Raw genomic sequence first — 19,280 nt, forward strand, 5'->3', positions numbered from 1 at the left:
TTAATTCTCTACCTTTTCAGTAAATATCGAAGTTGGAAGATGGATCCCTTCGTTTTCCATTCGCTCGTAAAATTTAGGACGGATACCAGTTGGAACTAGCTTTCCTAATATCTTGCCATTTTCGTCAAGACCAAATTGCTTGAAGGTAAAGATATCCTGCAGCACAATAATATCTCCTTCCAAACCTTGTACTTCCGTAATATTCGTAATGCGACGCGTACCATCTTTTAATCGGGACTGTTGGATAATTACATCCAATGCCCCTGCGATTTGTTCACGAATTGCTTTCACTGGTAATTCCATTCCAGCCATCAATACCATTGTTTCCAATCGAGCAACCATATCCCTTGGACTGTTGGAATGTCCCGTGGCAAGTGATCCATCATGCCCCGTATTCATAGCCTGGAGCATGTCCAGTGCTTCCCCTCCACGAACCTCACCGATAACAATCCGATCTGGTCTCATACGCAGCGAATTTCGAACAAGGTCACGGATGGAAATCATTCCTTTTCCCTCAATATTAGGTGGTCTTGTTTCTAAGGAAACAACATGCTCTTGGCCAAGTTGTAACTCTGCTGCATCCTCAATCGTAACAATTCGATCTTTATTGGAAATAAAGGAAGATAACACATTTAATGTAGTTGTTTTACCTGACCCTGTACCACCACTTACAAAAATGTTCAATTTTGCTTCCACACAAGCCTTCGTGAAATTAGCCATTTCCTCGGTTAACGTACCAAAACCAATTAAATCACGAATTGTAAATGGATCCTTGGAAAATTTACGAATTGTTATCGTAGGTCCATTTAGTGCCAATGGGGGGATAATCGCATTTACCCTTGATCCATCCATCAACCGGGCATCCACCATTGGGCTGCTCTCATCAATTCGTCTGCCAAGTGGTGCAACAATCTTCTCCAGCACTGCCATCACATGCTCATTGTCACGAAACTTAATATTTGTTAGCACCAATTTACCATTACGCTCTGCATATACATGCTTTGGGCCGTTAACCATAACCTCAGTCACACTCTCGTCAAGCAATAACGGGTTAATTGGACCATACCCTGTCAGATCATTTTTTATTTCTTCCTTAAGAATATTCCAGTCATTTATGTTGGTTAAGCCTTCATTATCATTCAGAATTTCAGATATAATGGAATCAAGATCTGCAACAATCTCATCTATATCTTCATCATTTCGTTCTTTTATAATGTATTTAAAGATAAGATTTTTTAATTCAAAGTAGTCGTTGGTAAGCTCAGGAGTATTATCCTTCTCAGCAGCTGATGAAATAGTATTATCAGATAAAATCGTTTCTTCTTTTGGTACTACTACTTCTTCAATTGGAACTTCTGTTATCATCTGGTCGGTAATATGCTCATGACTCTTGGATTGGATCCGCGCTAATAAACTCATTTTTTATCCCCCTTGACCTGTGACCTTTATTCGTAAACTTTGAGAAAATACCAGAATTGCCCTTCGTATTTGAATCGTAAAGGTTTAGACTTTCAGCTAATTTTTCCATTTCTTTGGAGAATGTTAATTTTGGGTGACTGGACACAATTGGTAATCCCATGTCCAGGGAATGATCAATGTGTTTATCAACAAATGGTAAAAAGAATGCTTGTTCCATATTTGTTAGCTCTGCCATATCTTTTGATTTGATAACTGTATTTGAAGTAGCTTTATTCAATACTAATCGTGCTTTATCCTTTAAACCGAGCATGCTGAGTGTTTCAATCAACAGTTTAGTGTTTTTTAATACGGCCATTCTTGGTGTACCAACCACTAAAATAAGATCTGCCTTTTCCATTACTTGAATATTTAAATCGTTTAATCCTGCTTGTGTTTCAATTAACAATACCTCTGCATTGTCATTCAGTGTATCAATGATTGAATTCAGAAAATCAGGAATAATCAATTCTGCATATTCTGGCCTGTCAGGTGCAGGTAAGACATTTACACCAGATTCATGATTCATGACATAAAAATGGATATTATCCTTATCCTTACGCTCTGCCGCATCTTTAATGGTACGCGTTGGATGAAGATCGAAAGCCAACGCTATATCTCCAAACTGAAGGTCTGCATCAATGACAGTAACTTTAACATGTTCCTTTGCCAGAATTGCTGCCAAGTTAGCGGTTATAGTCGTTCTACCAACTCCACCAACAGCACTGCAGACTGCAATCCGCATGATATTAGGTTTCTCTGTCATGTCAAATCCCTCCGTAACGTTATTCTTGTTCGCCCTTTATGATTCGACTGCTGATCCAACCTTTTTCTTTATTTGTCGTCTCTATCTCAAGCCAGATTCTTCCATCCCTATCTGTTTCCTGATTACCAAGAAGCAGCAGAGAAGTTTCTTCCTTAACAACTTCAATTGGGTTTGCCAAGAGACTTGGTGAATCCCGGATAATAGACTTTACTGGCAACGTAACAATTTTGCTTGTAGCTTCTGTGATTTTTTCATCCGATTGATTCGCTTCTTTATCTGTTGTTTCCTCATTTAAATCCGATTTACTGTAAAGTGCCAGCTGGAGTACACCACGGTTCCCCGCATTGATCAGCTTTACAGTGTCATCCTGATCCAGTTCCAGTGTGACAGATTGATACAGGACCGGTTCAGCACCTTCTGCTTTTTTCTCGGTCATCCTCTCCCCAACCGCAAGTACCCGAATCTTTTCAAGGATAATTTCTGTCTCTGGCTTTTCTCCTGATGTTAAAACCACATCCACGTAATCTTCTGGATGGATCAGGTTGGAGACACCGGTAACATACATAACTTCTGCAGAAACTGCCCGATATCCCTCATTAATCTTACGGGATACGACTTCTTTCTCTTCTGTTTTTTCCATTATCCGATGGTTCATCAGAATTTCCCCCGGTTTGATATCAGCAGTTGTGTATTTATTCAGCACGCTGTTTATGTCTGTCACCATTTCCGGATGCACCTGACCTGCAGGGATTTCCTTTACCGTAACCTGCTCCTTTAGTATTTGCTGGTCACTTGGTATTTCTGCTGCCGCTGCAACCACTTGCACCATCTCCACCGGTGGTTGTTCGGAAGCATTTGTTTCAGCAGTCGTATTCGTTATAAATAGATAAAATAATGCCGTCGTAATGATTCCTGATAGCACTGCAAGCAGCAATACTTTCTTTGGTTTCATATGAATACCACCTACTCTTCCAGTTTAATTGCATATGCCCCACGATCTGCCGGGCTGTTTTCACCGGTAATACCAGGACCGGTGCGTTTGATGAAAATCCCTTTAACTGTGTCATCCGTATTACTCATCTGCTGATTGACATAAAAATAAGCAAAACCTGTTATTTCTACACTTTTTATTTGCTTATTTTCAGTGGGGTGTGGTTTATAAACGATAATTAGCATAACCCTTGGACAATCTCTCTCTTGATAATCCCCGTCAGGATATGGACAATTGGCAATTCGGTAGTCTATCCCTGCTTTAGTTTTACCAGCTATGTTTCCTGTTTGCGTGTTTACTATATCTCCTACCTTCAAGCTTTCATCAAATCCATGTTTTAAGGTTTCCTCATAAGTTTTTGCTCCCGGTCCTTCTAGTGCGAGTACACCAAAGTTACCACTTATCGAATCGCCAGCATCTACTTTCAGTTCATAGGTTTCCCCATAATCTAAGTTAACAGAATCATTAATACCAAGCGGGACAGCACCCTTTGCCTCCCCCATTGGATTTACAATAGCTTTGGCATCCACCGTAATGGGTACAGAATCAATTCCAAATAATGTAGCGAAATACAGTGGTACATCCTTCGTGACTTCAACATGGAGTTGGCTATTTGGTTCTATATTCACCTGTAATGAGCTATTCTGTTCCTCATGTAATGCCAGTATTTGATTAACTACTTCTTTTACATTAGCTTCCGAATTTACAATTTCCTGTGCACCTGACAATGCAGCTGCATTGGCTGTTTTTTGAAGATGGCTTTTAGATACAAATAAATTGCCACCGTCGATAACAAGTCCAACCATGGCAATCATCGCACTCATTGCTAATGCCATCAGAATGATTGTATTTCCATCTTCACTTTTTTTCAGCTTCTTATAAAAAGATTCCATTCTGTCCACCTCATTCAACCCGTATTGTGGAATCTGTTTTTACAGTATAGGGAATGGCCGCTTCTCCAAGTACATTCATAAATACCTCTGGGTAGGCTATTGTTACCGTGATATAATCGCCGGCTTTCCGAACACTTTCCCCAGGTGTTATCGATATTTGCAGTTTGGTAGCATCCCCATTAAACTGTGTCATCGCATAGGTGCGAATGGCTTCATCACCTTGACCCAAACCACCAATTCTCACCGATTCCTGTGCAACCATTTCAAGCTGTAGATGGGTATATAATATTCTTCCAAAGTCAAAAATTCCTACTAATAACATTAATAAGAGTGGTAGAATCAACGCGAATTCTACTAATGACTGACCATCCTGCTTCTTGATCATAGAAAACTCACACCTTGTATAAATAACAGTAGAAATGCTCCTCCAACAATGGCAACACCATAAGGGTAGGTAGCGGTTAATGATCCTCTGGAAATGCCACCTTTTAATACAACGCCGTTCTTTAAGCTAGATAGAAAGTAAATCATAGACTTTAACATTCCACGACGGAATAAAATAATTGCAATTGCCATTAGAGCACCAATAATTGCGATATATATAAAAGATTGAAAAACAAATGCTGATCCTTTCATTGCACCAATCAGAGCAAGCAGCTTCACATCTCCAGCTCCCATACCACCCATAAAGTAAGGAATCAGCAGTAATCCAAAGCCTATCAAAAAACCAATGAAAGAATGGCTAAGACCTTCCCAACCGCCAGTTGTAAAATGGTAGATAAATGTGATTAATAGTGCCGGGTATATTACTTTGTTGTAGATCATTCGGCTTTTGATATCTGTGACTAAGCAAATCAGTAATATAATAATAAGGAAAATATCAATCATGTGGTCCATCCTTTCATTCGTGTTTTGATATATATAGAAGGACCCTATGACAACGGGTCCTATAGTTTTTATTAATATTCTGTGTGGTGTTACGCTGTTTTACCACCAAAATCAGTTACAATATCTTCAAAAATCCCTTTTACAGAACCGCCTAAAGCAGTTAATGCTATAATAACCGCCACCGCAATCAACCCCAAAATCAACCCGTACTCAGTCATCCCTTGTCCTTTTTCTTCAATAAATAATCCTTTGATTTTGTTTAACATTCAAAATCTCTCCTTTTAATATATATAATTTTTTTATTTGACTATCTCATAAATCCTGGTCAGCTAAGTTTACCTTTTGTCCAACTAAGGTGGAGGTGTTTCGAATCGTACCGGCTGGAAGCTCAATGACTGATTTTACGTTCATAAATTTCTTACCTATTTTTCCCGGCTCCAGGTATTCCTCGATCCCCACGATCTCTTTTTCTCTATTAAGATAAATAATATCAATGCTATATTTCATAAAAAACGTATGAATCGCTGTACAAGGAGATATATGAAGGGCTTCGTTTTCCGGCATGCTCTCTGTGAGTATCAATCCTTTAAACCGAGACCAGAATGTATAGGCTCCTTTTACACGTTCAGCAATTGCTTCATCTGTATCTATATTTACCAGTTTGATTTTCAGCACCTCCTGCTTTTTTTGATTTGATGTAACTTGTTGACCAACTTACAATCCCTATTATGCAATGATGGAGACATAAAAAATATCCCCCACCATTCCTGTTATTCATTGGCAGTTTCTAATAGGAATGCATTCCTATTCATGCCGTTTTTTATCGTTTGATAGGAACAAATGAAAATGGGTGCATTAGAAAAACCCCCCATTCCTGAGAGGTTTAACCTGAGTGATATTTTAGCTGATATACTTTGGAAATAGCATGGGCCCGGTCAGGCACATCCAGCTTTTGGAAGATCTTCGTTACATGGTTCTTTACCGTATGTCCGCTTATATAGAGTTCCTGGGCAATTTCCTTATTGTTCAGCCCCTGAATGACAAGATCAAGTACCTCCTGCTCCCTCGGGGACAGATCCATTTCCTTAATCGTACTTGTTACAGAGTCAATTTTCCTCTCAGTTGGAAGGACAGCCAAATCGATTTCTTCTTCAATAACCTGAAATTCTGTTACGAATGATATAAACGCTTGAACAGTTTCATTACCAAGAATTTGCTTTGGGATAGCCTCGATTGAATCATTACGAATATAGGTCATTGCCAATGCAACTACTTGTCTCGAGACACTTGCCTCTGCCCAGGTTAATGTATTGCCTTCCATTAATGCTTTGCCTTCCTTGACAATCAAATCAATTCTTTTCTCTGGAAAGGTATCCCGAATGAATTCCGGCGTATAGTACGATAATTGGCATGCATGGATGATTTCCTTTATTACCACTGCATCCAAGCCAAGATTCATCGCATACTTGCCAGCAAGGTTTGCGGCATTCTCCGCTTCGGCATATGCATCTTTATCGAATTGTTCGATTGCTCGAAAAAGGGTGTTTACTTGCTTCTCCTCATATTCCTCTTCCTCTTTACCTGCCAGCTGCAGCGATATTCCGCCAATAATGGAAAGCGTCTCTAAATAATTGATATGTTCCTGGAGCTGTGCTTCCGATTGATTGGATATGCCCACGCTGAGTATTCCAACTGCCTGTCCTCTGTTAAATAACGGACATTCAACCACACGATCTCCACCTTCAGTTACTTGGACCGTTGGCATTTGCTGTTCACGAGAATTCCCGTCAAAAAAGCGTTTTGCCACGTCTTTTGCATACTCTCCGATACTGCCTTTCGACTTTCCACGGGAAATAAGCTTCACCTTATCATCTTTGATATCTCTTAATACAAGGCAAGAAAAAGTTCCTTCTACTAGATTAAGGCCTATATCTACTAAAATATAGACGATTCGTTTTATATCTGGAGCAGCAACCATTAGTTTGGAAATTTCAATAAGTGATGATAACCGGCGCAGCTGCTCATCGTTCTCTCTTTGCAGATGATGGATAAACGAATGGGCTTCCAGCATGATTCCCAATGTTTTTGCCATTTCCAATTCTCTACTTGAAAAGCCATCCTTATGGATATTTCCGCCAAACAATAGTTTCGTTGAACCATCATGCTGCTTCATTGGGTAGCAAAGAAGTGATCTCGGCTTAAATTGATGTCTCTTAAAAAAGATTGATCGTGGATCCTTATCAACATCTTCCCAGAAATCAAATTCACCCGTTAAAAGAACCCTTCCTAAAAACCCTTCTCCTGGAGAGAATTGAGCACCATGAAAAGCGTCAATTCCTTCTCCGATCACTTCTGTTACTACAAAAGTATTGTCCTGTTCTTCTGCCAAACCAAGAAATTCAAATACCTTTTTACGATGAAAAAAATTATGCAATAAATGGGTGATACTATGTTCCCTTTCTTGTACACCCTGATGAAACAGTTCATTTTGTAAAGCAAAAATGGAACGTTCAGCCTTCTCAGTAAGCAATTGGGAAATAAGCTCACCGACTTTTTCTATCTTCCCCTTCCATATCTGTTTTGCTGAAGGGCTGATGATTGGAGTGTTAGCTAAAATCGCTTCCCAGTTTATGTCATCTTGGTATGCAGTCTTAAGTTGTTCGATAATAAGATCCTGGGTTTCATCCTCAATCATGAAACCTGCGAATAGATCATATTTTTTTGCATTCTCCAGGGAGATCGAAGCCGTCAATACATATACGCCCGGAAAAACATCATAAAAAACAGGTGTATGGTTGGGCCATGCTTTTTGTGTCCCAGGCTTTCTTTTCGTAATTAAATTATTCTGTTTCAGGTTTAGCAGCACATTACATAATTCATTGTCACCAACAGGAGGCAGCACAGTTTCCCCGTTTTCGTCTGTCAGCCATATCGTGAAGCCATACTTCGCTGCATATACGGATTGTAATTCCTCCAGAAGTTCCAGATTCTCATTCATATGCTATCCACTTCTTCTACAAAGTCGATATCCTGAATGATCTTCGGCTCCTTGTAGCGGTACAATGGGGATATTTCATCGCCAAGCATTTCCAAAATCCCTTGTTTCTCTAACTGTTCGATAATCGGAAGAATATCATCTGCTTTTCTTCCGAGTTTCATACTTAATCCTTCCACCGTTTCAATCATGTATGGATTCGATTGAAACAGCATGGTACATTCCATTTGAAGCGGTATCAGTTCTTTACTGACCATATGTCTTACCTCCTTCTATATTAAACGTATATAAGGGAATTCCTGCATGTTTTCCAATAAGTAAGGCTTCGAGATATCACCATTGGATGCTTTCGTTACCTGTAAATATTGATACGATCCATCCACCCACGTTTTTAATACGCCGTTGCAGGAACGTTCCAGAAATGATGCAACATTGATTCCGACTTCCTTAAAATTACACAGCACTAGCACTGTCATCCCTTTTGATCTTGCATTTGCTGTTTCTGCTGCAAAATGTCTTAAAACATAGTCCGTTCCACGTTCATTAATGATCGCATTCAAATCGTAATAAATAAACCAGTTCTTCTCATTATTCATGCCTGAATGAACCTTAGGATGTAACTCGTAATTTAGGAAATGATTATATTTTTCATTATCGAGATCATTCACATGAAAAACCGAATTCCTCCAGCTTTCAGGGATTGGACGATCATAATGTTCAATGAAGAACATTTTCTTTTCTTTGATCACTTTATCCAAGTCTACTCGATGTAGTCTCAGGAGCGCTGCCAGTTCCTCAATAGATTGTATACTCGAAAGAATTGTCAGTAATTGATCGCCTGCTTTTATCCGCTCAGCCAATATGGATGTAATGATGTTTCGATAATTTGCTTTACTGTTTGTATCCAGCATATAGATATTTCCTCGATCCAACCCACCGCCTAAAATATCATCAAGCGAAGCAATCCCTGTTTTTAAGCGTAAATCTGATTGCGAATCGTGAATATCAGCAACTGTTCTACTGGCAAGCACAACATAGATTCCTTTTTCGGTAATGCGATAAATATGCTCCCCTTCAAGAATGCTGCTGCCTCTCATTTTTAATACTTCCAATGTTCGTTGACGAAATAACTGTAAATGTTCTTTTAAAGATAAACGAATAAGTCCATCAAAAATAAAATGTTCAAAAGGTACATGATTCGAATCAAGGTCTGCTTGTTCTTGAATAAGCAGCGAAGTAAGCTTGAACTTCCGTAAAATATTTCGTAACGTATATAAAATCTCTCGCCCTTTTATTTCACTATTCCTATTCAAAAATTTTAGTAGACTAATACTGTCAATTACAATTCGCTTGCAATTAATCTCATTTACCATTTGTTCAAATAAACCATTTGGTGTCAACATCTGCCCGATTAACGTTTCGGGCGATAGAGAAATGACCCGCATTTTGTTTTGTCTCTCCAGTGCTTTTAAATCCCAACCAAAATGTTCCATGTCAGCATAAATTTGTTCTGGAAATTCCTCAAAGGTTATAATTATCCCGTTTTCATTATATTGCTTGATCCCATTGTAAAGAAATTGGATACCAAGTGTCGTTTTGCCTGTTCCAGGTGCACCTTCCACAATGATTGCTGATCCCTTAGGAAGGCCGCCTCCCAAAATACTGTCTAAGCCGTTTATTCCTGTAGCTGATTGCATTGATATCCCCCTTATCTGTTTCCAATATATTATTATGTACTAGGAAAGGAATAGGGGTGATATTCCATATCTTATACCAGGAATATACAAATACATATCCCCTACCGTTCCTATTTATTTCTATACCCTTAATGAAAGTACTTTAACTGTTTATCTACGAATCCATACAAACAGCTTTTATCAGGTATGCTATAATTAAATTGGAAAATCAGCTATAAAAAGGAGTCCCAAAATGATCAAAGTAAAAATGAACGTCCAAACTGCATATCACGGAGAATTACTCCGGGCAGGCAAAGTTTATGAAGTTGAAGAAACGATTGCTAAACGTTGGATTGCTAGCAAATTAGCGGAAGAAATAAAGGAAGAAAATTAACGACAAAATACAACATTATATATATTCATGCAGGGTAATATAAGTTATAATTGATAAAAAGAGGGTTGATATTTATGAGTAGGGATGAGTATATACAACGTTTCGATAAGCTCGAGGGAATGATGGCACAGTTGATTAATACAGTTGGAAATATGATGGAAGAACAAACTTCCATCAAAAATGACATCAGTTCCATTAAAAAAGAACAGACTTCGATGAGAGAAGGACAAACTTCCATGAAAAATTACATTAGTTCCATTAAAGAAGAAAATGGAATTCGCCATAAGGAAGTCATGGACCAACTGGCTTTGGTTAAGGCAGATCAAGATGTTCTTTGGGATAAATCTATCCAAAATGAACGGGAGATTGGAATAGTAAAAAAGCTATATAACTTATAAACTTTAACCACGATCAGAATTTTAAGTTTCACAACACATCATCGTTAAACTTCATCATCTTTTCATAGATAAAATCTTCGTTATTAAACGAATGATTTTTCCGTTTAATAACGGAGATTACTATATATTTTTAAGTAAAAAAATAAGACTGCACATTGCAGCCTTAAAATAGTAATTTACTCTATCTATTCGCAAAGAATTCTTCTGCTTCTTCCAGGTATTTCTCCTGATTCGGTGTTAGATCATATTCTTCCTCAATTGCAGAAACCGGGCAAACTGCTTTACATGCACCACAGTCAATACAAATATCGGGATCAATGTAAAACTGTTTTATACCTTCTTCTATACAATCAACCGGGCAGACACTGACACACTCGCCAGCCTTTTCTCCCTGGCACGCATCCAAAATTACAAAAGCCATCTATATTTACCCCCTTAAAAGCTAAAGCATTACTCAATTAAATGATAATGCTTTCTCCTTTAGAAGTAAACCTTTTGGAACGAATCTAACAAAATTATCAAGCATCGATGTTAGATTGTATTGGTTCGTTATATATAATTTCCAGAAAATTTCAGGAATAGATTTTTAGTTTTATTTTAAACAAATCTGGGAAAAAGATATATGTAGTTATTTAGAAAAAGGAGATTGTTAAAATGAGAACCTATAGTGTTACACCAAATGTAGATGCATCCGCATGGTTTGTAAAATTGGAGGATGTTGCACCTGAAGAAGTATACGATACAAAGACGGAAGCGATTGAGGTTGCAGAACAGCTAGCGAAGGAAAATACTCCAAGTTTGGTAGAAATACTTGATAAAGACCATAATGTAATTGAAGAAAAACGATACAAAGGATTATAGGATGCCTCTAATGAGGTGTCCTTTTTCATTGTGTAATTGCTCATCAAATGTGAACAATTGTATTTCTCCTTCCTCCTTCATGCAAAAAAAAGGAAACCCCACTTTTCATGAGATTTCCTCTACCATCTATTTCTTCAGCTTTGCCAATGCTTCAGCAAGTGCATTATTTGTAAATCCATCATCCTGTTTCTTCAGATACTTGTTCACATCTTGTTTTGAGACTTTATGTTTCTTCTCTTTTTGTTTCCGGGCATTAAATGTGGAAAGTTTCTCCCTGTGTCCGCATTTGCATGTAAACATTTGGCCATCTCCTTCACCGCGGAGCTCTAAGCGCTTGTGGCAATTCGGACAGCGCGCATTCGTTTGTTTGGCAATGTTCTTCTTCGTCCCGCATGAACGGTCCTGACAGACAAGCTTCCGTCCATGCTTATTATTGATTTCAAGCATGAGCTTCCCACAATTCGGACATTTTGTACCTGTCATATTATCATGCTTAAACTTTTCATCGCTGTTTTTAATCTCGTTAACCGCTTCTTTTGTATAATCTTTAATTTCAGCAATAAATTTTCCTTTTTTTAATTTCCCTTCTGCAATAAGGGCAAGCTTTTTCTCCCATTGGGCAGTTAATGCCGGTGAGCGTAAATCCTCTGGAACCAAGTCCAGCAGTTGACGACCTGTTGAGGTTAGATAAATATATTTGCCCTTCTGCTCCATGTACATATTGTTAAACAACTTTTCAATGACATCAGCGCGTGTAGCAACCGTTCCAATACCACCTGTTTTATTGATTGTATTAGCCAAATGCTTTTCATCCGAACTCATATATCGGACTGGGTTTTCCATTGCCTGCAGTAAAGCACCCTCCGTAAAGCGTTCCGGGGCTTTCGTTTCACCTTCCGTAAGTGAAATCCGTACACCAGTGAATTCATCACCTTTGTTAATAACCGGCAACTGTTGGTCATCACGATCCTCATCATCATTGGTACTATTATTATAGATTTCTTTCCACCCTTGTTGTTTAATAACCTTTCCTTTTGCAACAAAGCGTTCGGTGCCAATGGCAGCAGTAATCGTTGTTTGTTCGAATTCATATGGATCCGACAGCACCGACAGAAATCGTTTAACGACAAGGTCATAGATTTTCCGTTCCCTATCGTCCAAATCAGTTAAAACAACTGACTGTTCTGTCGGAATAATCGCATGGTGATCTGACACCTTCGCATTATCAACGACCGCTTTGGATAGCTTCAAGTCCTTTTTCAAAACTTTCGCTGCAGCTTTTGAATACTCATCCACACCACACGCTTTTACACGATCCTTTAATGTTGGAACGATATCCGTTGTAATGACACGAGAATCGGTTCTTGGATAGGTTAGAACCTTATGTTGCTCATAAAGCTTCTGCATGATGGACAATGTCTGTTTTCCAGAGTAATTAAAAATCCGATTTGCATCACGTTGTAATTCTGTTAAATCATATAGCTGCGGTGCAAATTTTTTCTTGTGATTTTTATCAATTTGTACAACCTTCGCCGTCTTTTTTTTCAACTGACCAAGTAACGCATCTGCTTTCTCCTTGGAAAACATGCGCGTATTATTTTTATCATCCTGCCATACGAGTTTAAAGCCTTTTTCTGTTTTTGCTTCCAGTCCATAAAATTTACGAGGTTTAAATTCCTTTATTTCTTGTTCCTTTAAAGCAATCATGGCCAGTGTCGGGGTTTGCACACGACCACTGGAAAGCTGTGCATTATGCCTTGTCGTTAATGCACGCGTTGCATTTAATCCAACATACCAATCAGCTTCTGAGCGCGCCACAGCAGATTCATACAGATGGATATAATTTGCCCCAGGCTTCAGGTTTTTGAATCCATCACGAATCGCTTTATCGGTAACCGATGAAATCCACAAGCGTTTGACAGGCTTTTTCACCCTCACTTTTTCCAAAATCCATCTGGCTACCAGTTCACCTTCACGTCCAGCATCCGTTGCAATGACGATTTCACTAACGTCATTACGAGTCAACTGTGTCTTAACAGTACTAAATTGTTTCCCCGTCTTTTTAATAACCACGAGTCGTAAATCCGTCGGAAGCATTGGCAAGTCTTCCATACGCCATGTCTTATATTTATCATCATACGTTTCCGGATCTGCCAGTGTAACCAAATGTCCAAGTGCCCATGTAACGATATATTTAGAACCTTCCAGATAGCCATTACCTTTTTTTGTGCACCCAAGTACCCTTGCGATATCACGGCCAACGGATGGTTTTTCAGCTAAAACAACTATTTTACTCATTATCTTAAATCCTCTCTTCTATTACATCTACTGTTACTTTATCATAATTGACCTCAATCGTGCAGTAATCAATTGTAATCACACGGAATGCCTGGATTCCATATTATAATCTAGAAACCTTGAAGAGGATGTTCATGATGCTAATATATAGTGGGTTGTTATTATTGGTTATAGCAGTTAGTTTGGATGGGTTCGGTGTTGGAATTACCTATGGTATCCAGAAAATAAAAGTTCCAACCATGGCTTTACTGATTATCATGATCTGCTCTGGAATTATTGTTTATACGTCAATGGTTATTGGCGATTTATTAAGCATATTCATTTCTAAGGAATCGGCAAAAATTCTCGGAGGGACGATTTTAATTTCATTAGGTTTGTTTTCTTTCGTGAATATTATACGTTCCAGGTTGAAAAAGCCACGGACGGATTCACCGGAAAAGATATCAACGACGAAGATTCATGATTTAAAAACGGTTATAACTACTCCCGATAATGCTGATTTGGATCGGTCTGGTATTATATCCGCTGGTGAGGCCTTTTTACTTGGGCTGGCACTTGCATTAGATGCATTTGGAGCGGGAATAGGAGCTTCCATGCTCGGATATTCTCCATTTCTCACAGCATTTCTGACTGCATGTATGAGTGGCTTCTTCTTGTACTTCGGTATGAAATTAGGGATTTTTCTGTCAAGAAATGAAAAACTGCAGCAATTAACACTTTTGCCACCAGCTTTATTAATTGGGATTGGGATATTGAATTTAATTTAAGCGAATCGTAAGTGGATTAGCGGAAATCACACACAGCTCGGCTCAGTTTGCCTCAGAGATGACAGGACTTAGCCTTATTCCGCGAATTGATGCTTCTTTCCCGCGGATTTTTCTATATATCCGCTAATTCGTGAATTTTATCCGCGGATATGGGGAGATATCCGCGGATTCACATCTTTTTCCCGCGAATCGCCCGCTTTTTTAATCGCGTTATGTAGCCTGAACCTTTTATAATGCTTTAACTTGTCCACCATCGATAATCAATGATTGGCCAGTGATATACGTATTTGCTCCAGAAGCTAGAAAGACAACAGCCTTTGCAAATTCTTCCGGCTGACCAAAACGTTTCATCGGAATTTTTTGTTCCGCCTCTTCCATTAAAATTTCCATCGAGATATTTTGTTTCTGAGCTTTTGCTTTATTCAACTCAAGAATTCGGTCCGTCTCAATCGTACCTGGACCAACTGTATTTACCAAAATATTATCCGAACTCAGTTCTTGGGCCAATGTTTTAGCAAGACCAACAATTCCAGGGCGCATCGTATTCGATAATACTAACTGGTCCAAGCTCTGTTTAATGGAAGAGGAAGCCAAATTCACAATATGTCCACGGTTCTGTTTTTGCATAATCGGAACGACTGCTCTTGTTGAACGAACAAAGCTGAGCAGATTTAATTCAAATGCGTGGTACCAGTCTTCATCAGTCATGTCCATAAAGTTCCCTGAAGGTGGTCCTCCCGCATTGTTAATCAGTACATCAACAGTACCATTCCAAGCTACTGCTTTTTCGACCAATCGGATAATATCATCCGCTTTTTTCATGTCACATACCATAAAATCAATTTGTTCATTTCCAGTCTCCCGTATGATGTCCCTAACAGTTGTATGTAATAACTCTTCTGACCGGCTGCTGATTAAAACATGTGCACCTTCTCTTGCAAATTCAGTTGCAATTGCTCTTCCAAGTCCTTTACTTGCTGCTGTTACAATAACCGACTTTCCCTTCAGCTCCAATTCCATCTAAAAGCCCTCATTTCTTTTTTCTTTATTATAACAAAAATTCTGGCAAGCGTCGTTAGATACTTGCCAGAAAAAGGGATGCGAAAACCCGAAGATGCAGCATCTCCGGGTTCCATCGTTATAAAATAGTGTTTTAAGTTTAGATTAGATCATGGAAAGTATTAATCCGATAACAACGATAGCTCCAATAATCATTAATATGGTACGCAACATTTAATGTTCATCCTCTCCTGCAGTAACTGTTTCTATTTGGTATATCTATAAGATACCCAAATTCCAATGAATGAAAACATACGCAAACTATGAAATTAGATTTAGCAGGATAGTGAGTGTTACGATACTTATCAACGTAGATATAAATGTGATACTTGAAACCAATTCAGGCTCTGTATCAAACTCAATTGCATACATCGTAGTAGTTGCTGCTGTTGGCATTGCAGAAATAATAATAAGTACCATACCAATAAGTGGATCGACGTTAAACGCTAAAACAAATAGGAATGCAATAAGCGGTGCAATCACCATTTTTAATGTAACAGCTGATATGACCACTTGCCAATTGAGCTTCAAACCGGTTATGGATCCAAGCTGCATACCAAGCATAACCATCATGACTGGAATTGCCGCTTCCCCTACCATTGATAATGTAGAATGCACAGATTCTGGAACTGTGATCGAAAAATACTGAAAAACGAAGGCCAAAATTGCTGCATATGTTGTAGGCATCTTCATTACATTTTCAACAGCACGTCTCATACCACTTGTACTTCTTGATGCATAATAAACCCCAAAAAAGTTGTTTTGCAGTGCTTGAACAACCATAATGAAAATTGCATATGGGAGCGCAGTACTTCCTATACTGAAAAGCACCACTGGCAAGCCATAATTACCAGAATTCATAAAACCAGATGCCAGAATGGATGCACTCTCAGTACTTGGCCCCCATCCAAAGATTTTAGCCAGTATTTTGTTTAAAAAAACCATTATATAAAACAATACAAACATATAAATAAGAATTATTAAAAATCCACTGTCAAACTCTGCATCATGTAAAGTAACAAAAATTAATGCTGGGGATAATATGTACAAACAAACAGCCGATACAGACTTCACATCCAATAGCCGAATCCTTTGCAAAATAAAACCCGATGCAAATACAGCCATGATAGGAATAATAACATTTAAAAATAAACTCATTTCAACATCTCCATATAGATAATATATATAGTCTACCATATCGGTTCCATAGCCGGAACATCATGTTTATTTGTCCTCATCAGTCTCGTTCAAATTTAAATTTGACAATATAATCAAAGTATGAGATTATAGTTAAGTTATCAAAGTAACAGTAAGTGATCTGGCATTCTACAACGTTTTTGTTTTTGAAGATGCTTATTCACACTGGCGCGACTAAGGGGTCGCAAGGACGTAAGAGCAGGTAGGGCTTACGTTGCTTAAGTTTAGAGAACATAGGAAGGCGTAAGCGACCGGTTAGCGACGGTCAGACTGGCTTGAGCCGTACGAGTTAAACGACTTATTGTACGTAGGTGAAGGAAGTCTCGCAAGTCGCTGGGAGCTGAAGCTGGACAACCAGTGGAACATGTACCGCGGTTAAGTGAAATTTATGATCATGCAAATTTCCCACCCGAAAAAATCGGGATTAAAAAATAATAATCTTATGTGTTACTTTATAAACAAAGGGGTACTCTTTTAGTAAGGGGTGCCCCTTTTCCAATTTAATTTACATAATTATATAAATGAAAGAAGGAACATGATGAGCACATTACCAATAGGTACGATACAACCAATGACAGTCTCCCGTACGATTGATACAGGATATGTCTTAACTAAAGATGGTCACGATGCACTTGTACACCACAATGATACGGAAAGTGAACTTGAAGTGAATCAACAGGTTGATGCTTTCTTATACAATGACAAAAAGGGCAATCTAATCGCAACAACAATTCTTCCAAATGTGTGGATGGATGTTTATGATTGGGCTGAAGTAGTAGAAGTTATGCCGCATCTCGGTGTTTTCGTTAATATTGGGATTGCTAAGGAAATGCTTGTATCCAAAGACGATCTGCCATTTTTTGAGAAAGTATGGCCCAAGCCTGGTGATAAATTATTTGTCACCCTTGGAAAAGACCAAAAAGGCAGATTGCTGGCACTCCCTGCAACCGAAGGAATTGTTGCAAGAGAAGTTGAATTTGCCCCGGAAGAATTAATGAAGCAAACAGTAAGTGGTACCGTCTACTTAACAGATAAAGAAGGTTCTGCAATTATAACTACGGATTACCACCGTGGCTTTATTCACCGTACAGAGCGCAAAACGGAACCAAGATTAGGCGAATTCGTACAAGGCAGAGTAATCGATGTGAAAGATGACGGTTCCATAAACGTTTCGCTTCGTCCGCTTAAGCAGGATAGCATGGAATCTGACGCCGATGTCATTCTCAAACATTTGGAAGCAAGTAACGGTGTAATTCCTTTTAGTGATAAGAGTGATCCTGAGGATATTCTTGGTACTTTTCAAATAAGCAAAGCAGCTTTTAAACGCGCATTAGGCAGACTGTTCAAAGAAGGAAAAATTGAACAGCGTGAAGGAAAAACGTATCTTAAATAAATAAAGGATACTTTCGCAAACGTTTGTTGTTTTTTAGTCATCGCAGAGTGAGATAAAATGCGAACTGAGATAGGAACTTCGGCTACCGCTCTGGGAAATACACTGCGCTTTCCACGGGCGGCTGGTGAGCCCCTTCATGCTAGCGCATTTCAGTGTCTCACCGATGCCTCTCTTCCCGTTGGAGTCTCCGTGTATTTCCCAGAGCCGGCTAGAAGGCTGCTAATAATTACTATACTTGTGTAGCTTAAATAGCATCCTACAGCTTCACCAGTCCGGCATCGCTGTGGGCGGTGACTCCTGCGGGAACAAATGTTTCCGGTGGGGCGAGTAATCGCAGTCCCAGCACGTGTCCGAAGACCAGAAGAGTGGTTTTCTCTTCGGGGCTGAGGCCGTGCCCGCGGAAAGCATCCGCCCAGAGCGATCCCGGACGGTGGGAAAAGCAGTTACTTCGCAGTTTATTGATTTTTTGGCAAAACAACAATTTTTAAAGTAAGACAACTAACCACATTTCCACTTTTTTAGAAAACAGCCAAAATAAAAAAAGCAGAATCTATTAATAGATTCTGCTTTTTTTATTAAGCATTCACATTTCTGTAAGCGTCCATAATGGATGTGATAACAAAGCCGATTGCTGCTGCAAATAGAGCTGCTATTCCCCATCCGCCAAAACCTGCTCCAAGTAAGTCTACTTTAGGAGCTAAGGAAGCAACCGCCAGTAATAATAATCCAACAATTACTAAAAAGATATTTGGATAGTAAGGAGAATGCGATTCTTTCGGAGTCATTTTGACAAGAGCAATACCACCAACGACGGTAAGTGCTGTCAAGATTGCCCCAATTGTAATTACTGCTTGTATCATATCTTTCACCCCAGTTAATTAAAATTACACTACTTATAGTCTACAATTGAAAGGTGACAAAGTCAATCAGATTCTTATTTTCCAAGCATACGTTCAACCTTTTGACACAGCTTCGTCTGCCCTATCTATTTTGTATGGATTCTTCCTACTTGCCCATCTTCTAGCCTTACTTTTATCCCATGTGGATGGAAGTCAGATTTAGTAAGTAAATCTTTCACAACTCCAGCTGTTGTTCTGCCTGTTCGTTGATCTTTTTTTAAAATGATTTCTGCTTCTAGTCCTGGATGGACATTTTTCCTATATCTTCCATCAATTGTCATTTTCTGTCTCCTATCATTTTCATTCTTTTACCTATGGAACATCTTCTAATTATAACACCTGATATAGTA

22 protein-coding genes are annotated in these 19,280 nt (G+C 38.8%); 5 read left to right on the forward strand and 17 right to left on the reverse strand.

Annotated features, from left to right (window positions below):
• The 11 genes from ACFOUV_RS08975 to ACFOUV_RS09025 all read right to left on the reverse strand — a co-directional run bounded on the left by ACFOUV_RS08975 (window position 1) and on the right by ACFOUV_RS09025 (window position 9,685).
• Window positions 1-1,419, reverse strand: coding sequence for a CpaF family protein (locus ACFOUV_RS08975; RefSeq protein ID WP_379496420.1), 1,419 nt, complete (start codon window positions 1,417-1,419; stop codon window positions 1-3).
• A complete protein-coding gene (locus ACFOUV_RS08980) occupies window positions 1,382-2,221 on the reverse strand; it encodes an AAA family ATPase (RefSeq protein WP_379496421.1) in 840 nt (279 codons plus the stop codon). Before ACFOUV_RS08980 ends, ACFOUV_RS08975 begins: the two co-directional genes overlap by 38 nt.
• 19 nt (window positions 2,222-2,240) lie before the next feature.
• The gene (cpaB, locus tag ACFOUV_RS08985; RefSeq protein ID WP_379496422.1) at window positions 2,241-3,173 is read right to left on the reverse strand and encodes a Flp pilus assembly protein CpaB; all 933 of its coding nucleotides are present in this window, start codon (window positions 3,171-3,173) and stop codon (window positions 2,241-2,243) included.
• Between the two features lie 11 nt (window positions 3,174-3,184).
• Window positions 3,185-4,105 (reverse strand): pilus assembly protein TadG-related protein, encoded by a 921-nt coding sequence (locus tag ACFOUV_RS08990; protein ID WP_379496423.1) that lies wholly within the window; start codon window positions 4,103-4,105, stop codon window positions 3,185-3,187.
• 10 nt (window positions 4,106-4,115) lie between these two features.
• Window positions 4,116-4,490, reverse strand: a complete 375-nt coding sequence (locus ACFOUV_RS08995) for a TadE/TadG family type IV pilus assembly protein (RefSeq protein WP_379496424.1) — start codon at window positions 4,488-4,490, stop codon at window positions 4,116-4,118.
• Entirely contained in the window at window positions 4,487-4,993 is a 507-nt protein-coding gene (locus tag ACFOUV_RS09000) for an A24 family peptidase (RefSeq protein ID WP_379496425.1), read from the reverse strand. The genes ACFOUV_RS08995 and ACFOUV_RS09000 overlap by 4 nt, the downstream gene beginning before the upstream one ends.
• Window positions 4,994-5,082: 89 nt before the next feature.
• On the reverse strand, window positions 5,083-5,259 hold the full coding sequence (locus ACFOUV_RS09005) for a Flp family type IVb pilin (protein ID WP_379496426.1): 177 nt from the start codon (window positions 5,257-5,259) through the stop codon (window positions 5,083-5,085).
• Between the two features lie 46 nt (window positions 5,260-5,305).
• On the reverse strand, window positions 5,306-5,668 hold the full coding sequence (locus tag ACFOUV_RS09010; RefSeq protein ID WP_379496427.1) for a DUF192 domain-containing protein: 363 nt from the start codon (window positions 5,666-5,668) through the stop codon (window positions 5,306-5,308).
• Between the two features lie 208 nt (window positions 5,669-5,876).
• Window positions 5,877-7,991: a LuxR C-terminal-related transcriptional regulator gene (locus ACFOUV_RS09015; protein WP_379496428.1), complete on the reverse strand. Its 2,115-nt coding sequence runs from the start codon at window positions 7,989-7,991 to the stop codon at window positions 5,877-5,879.
• On the reverse strand, window positions 7,988-8,245 hold the full coding sequence (locus ACFOUV_RS09020; protein ID WP_379496429.1) for a hypothetical protein: 258 nt from the start codon (window positions 8,243-8,245) through the stop codon (window positions 7,988-7,990). The genes ACFOUV_RS09015 and ACFOUV_RS09020 overlap by 4 nt, the downstream gene beginning before the upstream one ends.
• A gap of 15 nt (window positions 8,246-8,260) precedes the next feature.
• Window positions 8,261-9,685, reverse strand: a complete 1,425-nt coding sequence (locus tag ACFOUV_RS09025) for an ATPase domain-containing protein (RefSeq protein WP_379496430.1) — start codon at window positions 9,683-9,685, stop codon at window positions 8,261-8,263.
• 232 nt (window positions 9,686-9,917) lie between these two features.
• On the opposite strand from ACFOUV_RS09025, the gene ACFOUV_RS09030 reads away from it, so the two are divergent.
• Both ACFOUV_RS09030 and ACFOUV_RS09035 read left to right on the forward strand, forming a co-directional pair.
• The gene (locus ACFOUV_RS09030; protein ID WP_379496431.1) at window positions 9,918-10,058 is read left to right on the forward strand and encodes a hypothetical protein; all 141 of its coding nucleotides are present in this window, start codon (window positions 9,918-9,920) and stop codon (window positions 10,056-10,058) included.
• Between the two features lie 74 nt (window positions 10,059-10,132).
• On the forward strand, window positions 10,133-10,456 hold the full coding sequence (locus ACFOUV_RS09035) for a hypothetical protein (RefSeq protein WP_379496432.1): 324 nt from the start codon (window positions 10,133-10,135) through the stop codon (window positions 10,454-10,456).
• Window positions 10,457-10,637: 181 nt separating this feature from the next.
• On the opposite strand, the gene ACFOUV_RS09040 is transcribed toward ACFOUV_RS09035, so the two are convergent.
• On the reverse strand, window positions 10,638-10,877 hold the full coding sequence (locus tag ACFOUV_RS09040) for a DUF362 domain-containing protein (RefSeq protein ID WP_379496433.1): 240 nt from the start codon (window positions 10,875-10,877) through the stop codon (window positions 10,638-10,640).
• Window positions 10,878-11,110: 233 nt separating this feature from the next.
• On the opposite strand from ACFOUV_RS09040, the gene ACFOUV_RS09045 reads away from it, so the two are divergent.
• Window positions 11,111-11,317 (forward strand): DUF2188 domain-containing protein, encoded by a 207-nt coding sequence (locus tag ACFOUV_RS09045; protein ID WP_379496434.1) that lies wholly within the window; start codon window positions 11,111-11,113, stop codon window positions 11,315-11,317.
• Window positions 11,318-11,443: 126 nt separating this feature from the next.
• Here the strand turns inward: ACFOUV_RS09045 and ACFOUV_RS09050 are convergent, their stop codons facing one another.
• Entirely contained in the window at window positions 11,444-13,615 is a 2,172-nt protein-coding gene (locus tag ACFOUV_RS09050; protein WP_379496435.1) for a DNA topoisomerase III, read from the reverse strand.
• A gap of 134 nt (window positions 13,616-13,749) precedes the next feature.
• On the opposite strand from ACFOUV_RS09050, the gene ytaF reads away from it, so the two are divergent.
• The gene (gene ytaF, locus ACFOUV_RS09055; RefSeq protein WP_379496436.1) at window positions 13,750-14,382 is read left to right on the forward strand and encodes a sporulation membrane protein YtaF; all 633 of its coding nucleotides are present in this window, start codon (window positions 13,750-13,752) and stop codon (window positions 14,380-14,382) included.
• Window positions 14,383-14,610: 228 nt separating this feature from the next.
• Here ytaF and ACFOUV_RS09060 read toward each other — a convergent pair whose 3' ends face one another.
• Both ACFOUV_RS09060 and ACFOUV_RS09065 read right to left on the reverse strand, forming a co-directional pair.
• Window positions 14,611-15,402, reverse strand: a complete 792-nt coding sequence (locus tag ACFOUV_RS09060; protein ID WP_379496437.1) for an SDR family oxidoreductase — start codon at window positions 15,400-15,402, stop codon at window positions 14,611-14,613.
• A 300-nt stretch (window positions 15,403-15,702) separates the two neighbouring features.
• The gene (locus tag ACFOUV_RS09065) at window positions 15,703-16,599 is read right to left on the reverse strand and encodes an AEC family transporter (RefSeq protein ID WP_379496438.1); all 897 of its coding nucleotides are present in this window, start codon (window positions 16,597-16,599) and stop codon (window positions 15,703-15,705) included.
• A gap of 577 nt (window positions 16,600-17,176) precedes the next feature.
• Here ACFOUV_RS09065 and ACFOUV_RS09070 point away from each other — a divergent pair.
• Window positions 17,177-18,031, forward strand: coding sequence for a CvfB family protein (locus ACFOUV_RS09070; protein ID WP_379496439.1), 855 nt, complete (start codon window positions 17,177-17,179; stop codon window positions 18,029-18,031).
• A gap of 575 nt (window positions 18,032-18,606) precedes the next feature.
• On the opposite strand, the gene ACFOUV_RS09075 is transcribed toward ACFOUV_RS09070, so the two are convergent.
• Together ACFOUV_RS09075 and ACFOUV_RS09080 are read right to left on the reverse strand one after the other, a co-directional pair.
• Window positions 18,607-18,891 (reverse strand): hypothetical protein, encoded by a 285-nt coding sequence (locus ACFOUV_RS09075; RefSeq protein ID WP_379496440.1) that lies wholly within the window; start codon window positions 18,889-18,891, stop codon window positions 18,607-18,609.
• 125 nt (window positions 18,892-19,016) lie between these two features.
• Window positions 19,017-19,211, reverse strand: a complete 195-nt coding sequence (locus tag ACFOUV_RS09080; RefSeq protein ID WP_379496441.1) for a YwbE family protein — start codon at window positions 19,209-19,211, stop codon at window positions 19,017-19,019.
• Between the last annotated feature and the right edge of the window lie 69 nt (window positions 19,212-19,280).

It is taken from the genome of Oceanobacillus longus (assembly GCF_042650085.1).
GTDB classification, from domain to species: Bacteria; Bacillota; Bacilli; order Bacillales; family Amphibacillaceae; genus Oceanobacillus; species Oceanobacillus longus.